At 50.2% G+C, this 12,546-nt stretch carries 11 protein-coding genes; 4 read left to right on the top strand and 7 right to left on the bottom strand.

What is annotated here, in order from left to right; all coding sequences use genetic code 11:
• Positions 1–39: 39 nt before the first annotated feature.
• From EH243_RS02550 to EH243_RS02565, 4 genes are all read right to left on the bottom strand, one after another.
• Entirely contained in the window at positions 40–3,126 is a 3,087-nt protein-coding gene (locus EH243_RS02550) for an efflux RND transporter permease subunit (protein WP_126157079.1), read from the bottom strand.
• Positions 3,127–3,135: 9 nt separating this feature from the next.
• Complete coding sequence (locus EH243_RS02555; RefSeq protein WP_126157080.1) at positions 3,136–4,191, bottom strand: efflux RND transporter periplasmic adaptor subunit; 1,056 nt, start codon at positions 4,189–4,191, stop codon at positions 3,136–3,138.
• A gap of 97 nt (positions 4,192–4,288) precedes the next feature.
• A complete protein-coding gene (locus tag EH243_RS02560) occupies positions 4,289–4,711 on the bottom strand; it encodes a cytochrome b562 (protein WP_126157081.1) in 423 nt (140 codons plus the stop codon).
• A gap of 1 nt (position 4,712) precedes the next feature.
• On the bottom strand, positions 4,713–4,964 hold the full coding sequence (locus EH243_RS02565) for an FmdB family zinc ribbon protein (RefSeq protein ID WP_126157082.1): 252 nt from the start codon (positions 4,962–4,964) through the stop codon (positions 4,713–4,715).
• A gap of 139 nt (positions 4,965–5,103) precedes the next feature.
• On the opposite strand from EH243_RS02565, the gene EH243_RS02570 reads away from it, so the two are divergent.
• Together EH243_RS02570 and EH243_RS02575 are read left to right on the top strand one after the other, a co-directional pair.
• Complete coding sequence (locus EH243_RS02570) at positions 5,104–5,448, top strand: 4a-hydroxytetrahydrobiopterin dehydratase (RefSeq protein WP_164549033.1); 345 nt, start codon at positions 5,104–5,106, stop codon at positions 5,446–5,448.
• A gap of 82 nt (positions 5,449–5,530) precedes the next feature.
• Complete coding sequence (locus tag EH243_RS02575) at positions 5,531–6,151, top strand: DUF2799 domain-containing protein (protein WP_126157083.1); 621 nt, start codon at positions 5,531–5,533, stop codon at positions 6,149–6,151.
• 169 nt (positions 6,152–6,320) lie between these two features.
• On the opposite strand, the gene EH243_RS02580 is transcribed toward EH243_RS02575, so the two are convergent.
• Entirely contained in the window at positions 6,321–6,827 is a 507-nt protein-coding gene (locus tag EH243_RS02580; protein WP_126157084.1) for a Spy/CpxP family protein refolding chaperone, read from the bottom strand.
• 166 nt (positions 6,828–6,993) lie between these two features.
• Here EH243_RS02580 and EH243_RS02585 point away from each other — a divergent pair, with 166 nt between their 5' ends.
• Positions 6,994–7,695 carry a response regulator transcription factor gene (locus EH243_RS02585; RefSeq protein WP_126157085.1) on the top strand — a complete coding sequence of 234 codons (702 nt, stop codon included), beginning with the start codon at positions 6,994–6,996 and terminating at the stop codon, positions 7,693–7,695.
• Between the two features lie 36 nt (positions 7,696–7,731).
• Positions 7,732–9,039: a HAMP domain-containing sensor histidine kinase gene (locus tag EH243_RS02590; RefSeq protein ID WP_126157086.1), complete on the top strand. Its 1,308-nt coding sequence runs from the start codon at positions 7,732–7,734 to the stop codon at positions 9,037–9,039.
• 43 nt (positions 9,040–9,082) lie between these two features.
• Here the strand turns inward: EH243_RS02590 and EH243_RS02595 are convergent, their stop codons facing one another.
• The gene (locus EH243_RS02595; protein WP_241234975.1) at positions 9,083–11,902 is read right to left on the bottom strand and encodes an EAL domain-containing protein; all 2,820 of its coding nucleotides are present in this window, start codon (positions 11,900–11,902) and stop codon (positions 9,083–9,085) included.
• A 188-nt stretch (positions 11,903–12,090) separates the two neighbouring features.
• Complete coding sequence (gene glnK, locus EH243_RS02600) at positions 12,091–12,429, bottom strand: P-II family nitrogen regulator (RefSeq protein ID WP_126157087.1); 339 nt, start codon at positions 12,427–12,429, stop codon at positions 12,091–12,093.
• Between the last annotated feature and the right edge of the window lie 117 nt (positions 12,430–12,546).

Genomic DNA, 12,546 nt, shown 5'->3' on the forward strand with positions numbered 1-12,546 from the left:
GGCTTAACGTTGACGGCCCAAGTCCTAAGGCCTAAGCCCTTATGCCTTAGATGAGCGATGATTGACCAGATGGTAGGTCACGGGGATCAGGACTAAGCTGACGAGCATCGAAAAGCTGAGCCCCCAGATCACGGTGATCGCCAAGGGTTGCAGCATTTCGGCGCCATCTCCCCAGCCCAGCGCCAGTGGCAACATACCCGCCACGGTGCTTAGGGTGGTCATAATGATCGGCCGTAATCGCAGTCGAGCGGCCTCGAGAATCGCCTCTGAGATACTGCTGCCTTTATCGCGGGCGATCTCTACATATTCGACTAGCAGAATCGCGTTATTCACCACGATACCGGTGAGCATAATCACCCCTAGCCAGACCGGCATTGACAGTGGAATGCCGGTTAGCCAGAGTCCCGCGGCGACGCCGATAGCAGCAAAAGGCACACCAAAGATGATGATCAGTGGATTGCGCAGTGATTCATACTGAATCGCCATTACCACAAAGACCAAAAACAGCGCTAACCCCAGCAACATAGTGGTGAGCTTGTTCTGCTCCGCCAGCACCTTTTCTGAACCGCCGTCATAGACGCTATACCCTTCAGGCAGGACGACCTTATCCCGTAGGGTATTGATCGCGCTGAGTGCTTCTCCCAAGGTGATATTCGGTGCGAGAGAGGCAGAAACCTCGACGATCCGCATCTGGTTATCCCGCTGGATACTCGCTGGCGATTCAATCAGTTGAATGCTGGCGACATCGGACAGGTGTACCGGCGGCGATGAGCCGGTGCCGGGAAAGAGGAGCAGGGTTTCTATCGATTCAGGGGTGTTGAAATGCTGTTCGGCGAGTCGTAGGCGGATATCGTAGGCATGGTCTTCGGTAATAAATTCGCTGATGACTTTGCCTTGTAGTGCTATCTGTGTGGCCTCTATCAGATCGGCCAGATCGATACCGAGTTGATTGGCGCGTACCCGGTCGAGACTGATAGAGAGTTCGTTCAGACGGTCTTCTGCCGAGTGACTCAGGTTGCGTAGCTGGGGTAGCGCTTTGAGTTGATCGGTTAACTCATCCGCTAGACGGATCAGGGTTTTATTATCCGGCCCCTGCAATCGTAGGCTGATATCTTCGCTGCCGCTGTTGGTGCGGATACCGCGGATGCCTCTTTGGGTCATTCTCACGGTGAAGCCTGCTAGCTGTAGTGATGCGATCTGGCGTTGTAACTTTTCTATCCATTGATGACTGGACAGCTCACGTTCGGCAACCGATTTAAGCTGTACGATAACGGTCGAGCGGTTGGATTGCTCCCGCTGGGATCGGCCGAATACCGAACCACCCACAAGGGTAAAGACGGTGTCTGTTTCTGGTTGTTGGGAAAATAGGGTTTCCAGTTGGGTGACTCGAGCGTCCATCTCTGTCAGCGAGATGCCGGTATCGGCGGTGATTCTGATGGTAATTCGACCGTCATCCAACGCTGGCAGAAAGATCTGTTTACCGCTGGTAAATACCGGTAGAGAGACGATGAGGGCAAGGATAAAAGCCAAAAGAGTCAGCAGCCGGTATCGTAGAAAACGTTTTAAAATAGCGGTGTAAATTCGTTGCAGGCCTTTGATCGCGCGGTCCGTTAGGTGTCTAACCCCGCCGCTGCGAGAGGGCTTAGTGGCCGCCGCGAGTGCCGGCACCAGTGTCAGTGCGATCACCATGGAGGCAAAAATAGCCGCTGAAATGGTAATAATCAGCTCTTGAAAGAGTAAGCCTGTTAGCCCGCCGATAAACAGGAAGGGCAGTATGGCGCAGAGGTTGGTGGAGGTTGAGGCGATAATAGCGCTGTTCACCTCGGTGGCGGCATTATTGGCTGCCGCGAGGGGGTGTTCATGATTTTGCTGATGGCGGCTGATGTTTTCCAGCATCACGATGGTGTTATCCACCAACATGCCGATACCTAATGCCAACCCTCCGAGGGTCATGATATTAAGCGTTAGGCCGCCAAGCCCCATCAATACACAGGTAAACATAATCGCAATCGGGATCGCGCTACCGATAATCAGTGTATGGCGCAGGTTACCTAAGAACAGGTAGACCACGGCCATCGCCAGTAGCGCGCCGCTGATCGCCGCTGTGGTGGCATTATTGAGGGACTGTTTAACATAGATAGATTGATCGGATACCTGGGTGACGCTGATATCGTCGGGAATAATCTGTTGTTGCTTGAGCCATGCTAAGCGCTCTTTGACTTGATCGGCCACATAGGTGGTGTTGGCTGCGGGTTGTTTTTGAATCGATAATTTGATGCCCGGAATGCCGTCGGCACGAATCAGAATGCGTTCATCTTCGGTGCTGAACGACACATTGGCCAAGTCTGCGAGGGTGAGAGTGGTGTCGCCTCGACGGGCCACCGGTAGTTGTCGCAGCTGTTCTAGCGAGATCAGCCGGCCGCTGATGCGACTGTTGAGCTCATTGCCGGGCATGGTGATCCGTCCCGCGGCTTGGTCCCCATTACCTTGGGTGACGGCATTTGAGAGCGTGTTGTAGCTGATATCGTAGGCGGCCATGCGCTGTTGGTCCGGAATAATATGGACTTCACGCACCACCCCTCCGCCCACTTCGGCAGCCGCTACTCCGGGAAGGTTGAGCAGCCATTTCGCAATCACATCGTCGGACCACTGGCGCAGCGCGGCACTGTCTCGAATTTGAGAGCTGATGACAAATTCCATCACCGGAATCTGTGAGGGATCGAGCTTATAGATCACCGGTGAATCGATTGAGTCCGGCAGGGTGCGGCGGGCTCGGTCTAGTCGGGTGCTGGCATCCCGTAGCGCGACATCAATATCTTTACCATATTCAAAGGCGAGATCGACGGTGGTGGTGCCTTGGGTGGTGGTCGACTGCACATGAATCGCATCTTCGGTAATGGCTAGTTGTTCTTCGAGTTTACGGGTGACGCGGTCCTCCATGACCGTGGGTGGGACGCCGCTGTCGAGTACGCGGACACGGATTTCCGGATAGATAATATGGGGTAATAGATCGACCGATAGACGATTAAGGGCAAAAGAGCCGATGACGATCACTGACAGCGCCAGCATGATCACCCCGACGGGGTGACGGATAGACCAGTTGGCTAGCCCTTTGGAGTGTCTCATGGGTTAGCCTCAGTCCGTTGTCCGGTTAACGATAGTCACCGACATCCCCGGTTTAAGATTGGTGAATCCTCGGGTGATCACCTGTTCGCCAGGCTTGAGGCCCGCCAGCACTTCGATCTGCTCACCGGTTTTGATACCGGTTTCTAATGGCCGTATCTGTACTTTATTATCGCTGTCGGTGACGTAAACATAGCTGCCATTGGCGGACTGGCGCAGACTGCCGAAGGGTAATAACAACACTTGTTGGCGAGCGATTTTAAATTTCACGCGGGCAAACTGACCCGGCCGAGCACCCTGGGGCGCGGGGTTGAGGCTGATCTCAAGGGTGCCGCTGCGGGTGGCCGGATCGATAGTGGGGTAGATTCGGCTAACGGTGCCTGAGACGGCAAAGGGTTTTAATTGCTGGCTGCTCTGTAACGCATCGATCTGAATATCGACCGGCATACCGATCGACAGCTGATTGATCAGTAATTCAGAGACATCGACTTTAAGCCGCAGGCGACTGACATCGGCAAGGGTTAATAGATGGGCAGATTGTTCGGCCAGATTACCCGGCTCGGTATGGCGGGCGGTAACAACAGCGTCAATGGGGGAGCGGATACGGGTATAGCCGAGCCGTGTAGCGATGACCTTTTCATCGGCTTGAGCGACGGCGAGGTCGGTTTCTCGGCTAGTGAGTTCTGAACGGGCAGTGAGGTTGCGTTTAATCAGGTTTTTGAGCCGTTCTAATTCGGTTTCGGCCTGTTGTCGTACGGCTCTGGCCCGCTGCAACTGGGCGTTGAGTAGTTGATCATCTAATCTGACGAGCAGCTCATCCCGTTTTACCCGATCGCCTTCGCGGGGCAGAATCTGTTTGACGATCCCCTCTTCCTGAGTATAGATATTGATGGTTTGAAAGGCTTCGAGGGTGCCGGTGCGAATCCGCTCTAGTTCAATATCGGCGGGGGCTGCCTGCATGACCTCAACCAAGTGTGGCTTGGCTTGACGCGCTTTCGCGTTAGGCTGCTGTTCGCACCCAGAGAGTAAGAGGGCTGTGCATAACAGGGTAACAATTTTGCCGGACATAGAGCGCCGCTGCCTCTGTGAATGATGAATAATATCTATACCACAGATGGATGAAATGTCGACAGCGGTTTCGGTTAAAACTGATACATAGATTGTGCTACAGGTTTAACGCTTTTTTGAATGTGTCGAGGAGCAGATCGAAAACGCCCGGTTTTACTTTTTTATGGTATTCCAGCCGTAACTGGTCCACTTCTTTTAATTGGCTCTGTAGTTGCGGCAGGTTAGCTGCTGTCGCGGGGGGGAGGCTGCTGACGAGGGTCTGTACCTTATTCAAACCTTCCAGAGAGAGGTCTTTTCGTTCGGGTGAAAATTTATAGCTCCGTGCAGTGTCCAGCTCGGTTAAAAATTCGGCAATCTTGTCATTAAAAACGGCGGGGTCGCGGGCATCCATCGCCTGCTTATAGTGGAGGCGCATCTCTTTCATGGTGGGCTTGAGTGCCCCGGCTGTGGCGGAATTGATTAAGAGAAGGCTGAGTAACAGGGTTAAGATAGGTGCTTTACCGAACATTTTGAATAACATATTAGCTTCCACAATCTTGGTGACAACCCGCACACTCCGTACAGGGTTGCGGTTTAGATTTTTGTCGAGGGGTATGACTAATCATATCCGCGGTGTTGAGTAATTTGGTGACGGCTGCATTTAAGGGTATCGTGCCACTATTGAAACCGCCGATATCGCAGAGATCGGCCCAACTGGAAATTTTAAGCGTCATTGGGTGACGCACCTCATAAATATCGCCAGTTGTTTCGCAGCGGTAGTCATAAGTCGGCATAATCTCTGTCCTTGTATTCTGCAGTCTTGTCAGAGCAGAACCTTAACATGGATTTCAGATGCTGAGTTAATCAATCTAGCGGCTGTCGGCATATCCCGGTTTATACTGGAGCCAAGGTTTTAATCTGTCGGAGAGACGAATGAATGAACCAACCTGTTTGAAAGAACGTCACTGTCTTCCCTATAAAGGGATGGTGGCGTTGAGCCGAATGGAAGCGGAGCAACGGTTAATAACGCTGGCGTCTGGCTGGCAGATCGATGCGGCGGCTAAGCATATTGAAAAAACATTTAAATTTAACGATTTTCACCAGACGATGGCGTTTGTGAATGCGTTGGCGGAGATCGCTCATAAAGAGGATCATCATCCAGATTTTGACGTGAGTTACGGGCATTGTCGGGTGCGTTACAGCACTCACGTGTTTGATGGGCTATCGGTCAATGATTTTATCTGTGCGGCATTGATTGATGCCATCGCTGCTAAATAGCCCCGTGCAGCTTCTCTGTTCGGCTTGTATTCAGCGACTGTTGGGCATCATATCGTTTCGATTAATATAGGGAAATACACGCATGAGAACGCGATCACTTATCGTCCTGCTAAGCCTAGGCTTGGCAGGCTGTGCCACACTCGACCGAGAAGAGTGTTTGTCGGCTGATTGGCAGTTGATAGGTTTTAATGATGGTGTGGTGGGGCGTGCGACGGAGCGTCTGGAGCAACATCGGGAAGCTTGTTCAGAATATGGTGTTGTACCGCAGATAGATGAGTATCTTCAGGGGTATGATCAGGGCGTTATACGCTATTGCACCGCGACGAATGGTTATCGGGAAGCTCGCGCAGGAAATCGATTTAATATGGCGTGTGATGGCGATCTTCGCGAAGCGTTTGCCTATGGCTTTGAGCTAGGCACCCAGGCTTATCGACAGGTCGAACGGCTGGACGATGCGGAAGAGGAATTAAGTTCGCTGCAATCGTCGCAGCACGATGATAGACGAAACCTAGAGCATAAGCGTGAACAGATCGTGGCTGAAGGGGTGTCGTCCAAGAGACGATCGCGACTGCTCCATGAGATACATGAATTAGAGTCGACTATTCGATCGCGTAGTTTTCATATTAGACGGCAACAGCAGGCGGTGGATAGAGAGTCGCGTTATCTGAATGTGTTGGAAACCGATCTACGCTCGCAGTTGTGAGCTAAATGCAGGAAATACAGGTAAAAAAAAGCCCTGCGATATAAAGCAGGGCAAATAACCTTTATTACAAGGTGGTGGTGAATATATGACGAGGTCATATAGGAGGAAGCTACCGAAAGGGTCGACTGGAGCCTGATTCAGCCGACCCATTTGACGGGGTTAATCAATATTAATCGTCGTGGCTGTGTTTTTTACCACCGTGACGAGGTTTGTCTGGACGCATTTCTGAGAATTTTTCCTGTTGTTCAGGTGTGAGAATCGCGAACATATCTTTTTTCTGCTGGGCCCGCATCTGTATCATCTCAGCTGTATTTTCCTGTGCTTGAGTGACTAGGCCTGCAACCTGTTCATCATAATCCGCCGCGTTAACATCAAGGTTTCTTAGCGCAGCATGCATCTCTTTGATCTGACCGCGCTGTTCTCTCATCTGCTCGTGACGATCTTTGAAGAGTGTTTTCATCTGGGCTTCTTGCTCTTCGCTCAGACCCAACTTCTCGGCCATGGCGTGTAGCCGTTTGCCCGCATGCTTACCATCTTCCATCTGTGCATGTTTACCTTGACGGCCTTCTTCTCGGTCGCCGCAACGATCTTTATCGTGAGCGGAAGCGATACCTGCAGTCAGTGCACCAGCACCAATAATCGCAGCGGTAATACCTATAATGATTTGTTTACGCATGGTCGTTCTCCGAAAGCATTGTTTGTTTGTTTTGATGGATGCAGTATGTATCACTCCCCTGCTAAGTTGGGTAAAGGCGATGTAAAGTTTGGTAAAGGGTGTTTTAGACAGGTGTAATTACCCCGTGGCTTGATTACTCTGACACTATTGGGAAAGAGAGCTATTTATGAGTGATAACGTGAAATTACTATTAGTCGATGATGATCAGGAACTTTGTGAACTGATGGGGCAGTACCTTCAGTCAGAAGGCTTCGAGGTCAGTTTTGCTCACAGTGCTGAGCAGGCATTACCGCTATTACAGCGGGATGGTGCCTATGATCTACTGATCTTCGACATTATGATGCCTGGCCAGACAGGGCTTGAGCTATTGCAGCAGGTTCGTCCACGGGTGAAAACCCCTGTGATTATGCTGACCGGCCGAGGAGATGATATCGATCGGATTATCGGTTTAGAGATGGGCGCCGATGATTATCTCGGTAAGCCCTGTAACCCCCGTGAGCTGGTGGCCCGTATTCGGGCGGTATTACGTCGTAGTGGACAGCCCGCCGTCACGGAAGAAACCGCAGCGGTCTTGCGTCTACATAATATTGAACTGGATCCCGGTAAGCGGCGGGTACAAGTGGCGGGCAATGAGATCGAGATGACCAGTGCGGAATTTAATGTATTGGCCGAATTGATGCAGGCGGTTGGTTCTATTGTGAGTAAAGATGAACTGACCGAGAAGGTGCTACACCGTAAATTGACGGCCTATGATCGAGCAATTGATGTTCATGTGAGTCGAGTACGGCAAAAGCTGGCAGCGGCAATGCCGGGCAGTGAGTTGATCAAAACCGTTCGTGGTGCCGGTTATATGCTGGTAAGTGAGTAATGCATGATATCGCGTCAAGCGAAGCAAGGTAGGTAGATGGTAATTCGCTGGTATAAACGACTTTTTCTGAAAATATTCGTCACCGTTTGGCTAACCAGTTTTCTGGTTATCGCGTTAACGGCGTTCGTGGTTGGCCACCTGTCAGAGACAGAACGGGACCGCGATGTTCAGAGTGCTCGGGCGTTAGGTCAGGCGGAGCTGCTGATTGATCGCTATGAGCGTAATGGTCGGTTTCCATCAAAAAAAGAGTGGCGGCGTGATCATGATGATAAACACCATACCGATAAACGTTTATCTCGAGACCGTATACAGATTAAGGATCTGCAGACAGGCGTGGTTATCTTTGGCCGAGATGATAAGAAAAAGATGCGTAGCCCTATGGTGATGGAGCTGATATCGGATAATGGCCGTCAATATCGGGTGCTAGTGGAAACCCATATACCGCCGCCGCTGAAGGATAAGCTGTTTGGCTTCTTTCTTTCGGTACAGGTGGGTTTGTTAATGGTGGTGGCGGGGATTGCCGCCTTGCTGATCAGTTTGATGGTCGTGCGGCCCGTTAACCGCTTACGCCAGTATACCCGGGATCTTTACAACGGTGATCTCAGCGCCCGAACGGATGATGGTTTAAGTCGTCGAGGGGATGAGATCGGTGAGTTAAGCCGTGAATTTAATCAGATGGCGGAATATGTCGAGCAAACGCTGCAGTCCAATACCCACCTATTACAGGATGTCTCCCATGAGTTGAGGGCGCCATTAGCGCGATTGCAGATGGCAGCGGGCCTCGCCGGGCAGAAGATGTCAGGCGCCGATCAGCAATATATTGATCGGATTAATCAGGAGTGTGACCGTATCAATCGGCTAATCGATGAGATTCTCCGCTTATCTCGCTTAGAGCAGATGGAGGTTTCAGATCAGCCCTTTGAGTTGGCTAGCGTTATTGGTACGCTGGTAGAGGACTATCGCTTCAGTGCGCCGCATCACCCGATTCAGTGGAACCCCGTGAATTATCGGATAAAGGGTAACCCTGCGCTGCTTGAGCGAGCGCTGAGTAATATTCTGGGGAATGCGGTGAAACATACACCGGCGGGTACCGAAATCAGCATTGCAGCGGAGCTCACGGCGGATAAAGTGTTAATCCGAGTGACAGATACCGGCCAAGGTTTGAATGCTGAGCAGTTAGCGAAAATGTTCAAACCTTTTGTCCGGTTTACGGGGCAGCAGAACGGTTATGGTCTGGGTTTGAGTATTGCTCAGCGAGCGGTACAGCTGCTCGGTGGCAGTTTATCGGCGAGTAGTCAGCCGGGTGAGGGGCTGGTGTTATTACTCAGCTTTCCGAAGGTATAACGTCGTTAAGGTTTAGCTTGGTGATGGCGCTAGCGATGGCCCTTTATACGGTTGTTAGCGCTGTGCTCTCGAGGATGGTATCGATCGGCACTGGGCGGCTGATCGCATAACCCTGCGCATAATCTACGCCCATTGTTTTAAGGCGCTCCATCATAGCGTCTGTTTCAACAAACTCCGCGATGGTTTCCATCCCCATAATATGACCGACTTCATTGATAGAGCGAACCATCGCTTCGTCAATGGGGTCGATCAGTATATTACGCACGAACATACCATCGATTTTAAGCAGATCGACGGGCAAGTTTTTCAGGTAAGCAAATGAGGATAAGCCGCTACCGAAGTCATCTAGGGCGAAGCGGCAGCCGAGATTTTTCAGCGAGCGGATAAATATCTGAGCATTTTTGAGGTTGGCAATCGCCGCGGTTTCGGTGATTTCAAATTTGATCATATGGGCCGGTACTGGGCCTTGCTGAATACTGCGGATAATAAAGCCGAGTAGGGCATCATCACCCAGAGACTGCCCTGAGAGGTTGATCGCTAGGCTTGAGATATGCTCAAGGTTATCAATGTTTTTAGCCATCCACTGTAGGCTGTTGCGGATAACCCAACGGTCGATCTGTGGTGCGATATTGTAACGTTCTGCTGCCGGGAGAAAGGCGTCTGGCGCGATGATTTCACCTTGCTCAGATAACAAGCGCAACAGTATCTCGTAGCCTATTTTTTGCTCTTTTTGGAGTGGCACAATCGGTTGGGCATAGAGTCTAAACGCGTTCTCATCGAGCGCCCGATGGATCTCGCTGGCCCACTGGATATAACCTTTACGAATGAGTTGTTGTTCATCTTGGTCATTGTAAATATGAATGCGGTTACGTCCGGCATCTTTAGCGGTATAGCAGGCGGTATCAACATCCTGTAAGGCGCCTACAGCACTGTCGGTATTCTGATCGATAATGGTAAGGCCAGCGCTGATTTCGACGGTAAAATTATGATCTTCCCACTGAAAACGGAACTGTTTAAGGTCGGTCATAATCACTTGGATGATATGTTCTGCACGGGCTAGACTGGCATTTTTTAGCAGCAGTAAAAACTCATCCCCACCGGGGCGGGCGAATATGTCATGGCTGCGCAGTTTGTCCCTGATCAGGTTGCTGAGCTGGCGTAACATATCATCCCCAGCCATATGGCCGCAGGTATCATTAATGATTTTAAATTGATCAATATCGATAAAACAGAGCACATGGTGGGAGTGATGTTGATGCGCATGCTCGATTGTTTGCGCCAGCTCATTTTCAAATTGCTGGCGGTTTAACAGGCCGGTCAGAGGGTCATGGGTTGTTTGGAAATCGATCTCGTCAGAGATTCGGCGCGCTTCTGTTACATCTTCTTGCAAGGCCACAAAGTGGGTGATTTGGCCCAGATTATTGGTGATCGGTGAGATGATCTCTTCGGTCCAGTATAGTTCGCCGGATTTCTTCTTATTATGGAACACGCCTCGCCATTCCTGCCCCGACAGCAAAGTTTTCCACAGGTCATGATAAACCTCTTTGGAGGTTTCACCTGAGTTGAGCAAGCGGGAGGTTTTCCCCATGACTTCATCGGCGGTATAGCCGGTTATATCGGTAAAGCGAGGGTTAACATATTCAATATTGCCGTTAAGATCTGTTATCACAACAGCACTTGGACTTTGTTCTACGGCTCGGGATAGTTTTTTCAGGGTGTCGGTGGTCGCTTGTTGTTCGGTAACATCATTGAAGACTCCGACCCCACCATTAAGCACCCCCATTTTATCTCGTAGTGGAACAAACTCGGCGATGAGGTGCATTGAACGATGACCCATAATTGAGACATAGGGGCCTTCGAAATAGCCGACATCACCCTGTAGAGACTCGTTAAGGGCGTCGATAACGTCCTCATTAGTGAGTTTTTCCAGAAGGTTTATGCCAACAATACTATCGCTTGGTGCTCCGATAATATCGGTAAAGCGCTGGTTGATCATTGAGATAGTGCCGTGCTGGTCGTAATGGAAAAAGCCAACCGGTGAGTGTTCGATGATCGACGAGAGGAACGCTTTACTGCTATGCAGCTCTTCAGTGCGTTCGCGCACACTGGCTTCAAGGTCTTTGGCCCAGCGGCGCTGTGCAGAGGAGAAGGTCCATAGAATCGGCAGCAGGAATAACAAAAAGATAACCGTCACGCCTATCTGTTGTATTAACCGTTGATTTAACTGGGTTTGAATCTGACTAATTTCAATGTCGGCCGCCGTGATGTACTGCAAACCATCCGGCGAGGTGCGAGGAATAAAAACGCTACGGAAATGTCCCCAAGCGTCCGTTATCTCTAAAAATCGTTGTTTTTGATCGGCAAATACCAGGTTTATTCGCGGATCTGCATCATCATAGGGTAAAAAGTAATTGTATAGATTCTTGCCCGCCTGAAGTTCAGTGACCGTGCTGCTAGAGCTAGTAAAAAAGATGGTGTCATCTTCTTTGATGAGGGTATAGACGTAGATGATGTTGCTGCTGCGAACAAAACGAGAGAGCTTTAGAGTATTGTCGAGATCCTCTTCCGGCATCACATCGCCAGGCTGCATACCCTTATGATGAAAGTGTTTGGGTAATATTAGCGGTGTTGCGACGGCACTACTGATCAAATCATTATCAATTTGTTGGTAGATTCGCTCATGTTCGTGGGAGTAATCCCAGACAACATAGAGTACGACCCAGACAATATATATCAGGACGGCGAGGTACACTTTGTTGGTCGTTTTAAAGGTCATGATTGGAGTATAGGTACTATTGCAACAAAAGTTTTGGTTCTTCTGCCTGAAACGGGTATGTATACCTAAATGATAGCTGTCTTGCATGCGTTCACTCGTCTTTCAGACGGCTGCTGTAGAGCTGGTTGTATTGGGCGTAGAAACGGTTGTGGTGGAATGAGGCTAGGTTCTTGCTCAGTGATTGATTTAAACGGATAGGTTTAGGTGATGAATATAAAAAAGGCGCCCAACGAGTGTCGGCGCCTTTATCGATTTAAGCCATATTATGCCGCGACTTATAGTGCGTCAGTACCGGTTTCGCCAGTACGAATACGGATCGCTTGTTCAAGCGGCGTGACAAAAATTTTACCATCGCCGATCTTACCGGTATTCGCGGTAGAGGTGATCGCTTCGATGACCTGGTCTACCAAGTCGTCCGAAATAGCGGCTTCGATTTTAACTTTTGGGAGAAAATCGACAACGTACTCTGCGCCACGGTATAACTCAGTATGGCCTTTCTGACGTCCAAAGCCTTTAACTTCTGTGACGGTGACACCCTGAATGCCAATTTCTGACAGGGCTTCACGTACATCATCCAGTTTGAACGGTTTGATTACCGCACTTACCAGTTTCATCATTTATATCCTCGCTTGGATCTGTTGTTCTGACAGGGTATTCCTGCAGGCCTCAGACGGTTGGAGATCAATCTTGAGCCTAGTATACCCAGAATCAATAAGTTAATAAAACGTCAG

The sequence above is a fragment of the Amphritea opalescens genome, assembly GCF_003957515.1.
GTDB lineage: Bacteria > Pseudomonadota > Gammaproteobacteria > Pseudomonadales > Balneatricaceae > Amphritea > Amphritea opalescens.

Excerpts from the sequence above, each read along its gene's own strand:
- EH243_RS02550 (WP_126157079.1), bottom strand. The coding sequence starts at position 3,126 with ATGAGACACTCCAAAGGGCTAGCCAACTGGTCTATCCGTCACCCCGTC.
- EH243_RS02555 (WP_126157080.1), bottom strand. The coding sequence starts at position 4,191 with ATGTCCGGCAAAATTGTTACCCTGTTATGCACAGCCCTCTTACTCTCT.
- EH243_RS02560 (WP_126157081.1), bottom strand. The coding sequence starts at position 4,711 with ATGTTATTCAAAATGTTCGGTAAAGCACCTATCTTAACCCTGTTACTC.
- EH243_RS02565 (WP_126157082.1), bottom strand. The coding sequence starts at position 4,964 with ATGCCGACTTATGACTACCGCTGCGAAACAACTGGCGATATTTATGAG.
- EH243_RS02570 (WP_164549033.1), top strand. The coding sequence starts at position 5,104 with ATGAATGAACCAACCTGTTTGAAAGAACGTCACTGTCTTCCCTATAAA.
- EH243_RS02575 (WP_126157083.1), top strand. The coding sequence starts at position 5,531 with ATGAGAACGCGATCACTTATCGTCCTGCTAAGCCTAGGCTTGGCAGGC.
- EH243_RS02580 (WP_126157084.1), bottom strand. The coding sequence starts at position 6,827 with ATGCGTAAACAAATCATTATAGGTATTACCGCTGCGATTATTGGTGCT.
- EH243_RS02585 (WP_126157085.1), top strand. The coding sequence starts at position 6,994 with ATGAGTGATAACGTGAAATTACTATTAGTCGATGATGATCAGGAACTT.
- EH243_RS02590 (WP_126157086.1), top strand. The coding sequence starts at position 7,732 with ATGGTAATTCGCTGGTATAAACGACTTTTTCTGAAAATATTCGTCACC.
- EH243_RS02595 (WP_241234975.1), bottom strand. The coding sequence starts at position 11,902 with ATGCAAGACAGCTATCATTTAGGTATACATACCCGTTTCAGGCAGAAG.
- glnK (WP_126157087.1), bottom strand. The coding sequence starts at position 12,429 with ATGAAACTGGTAAGTGCGGTAATCAAACCGTTCAAACTGGATGATGTA.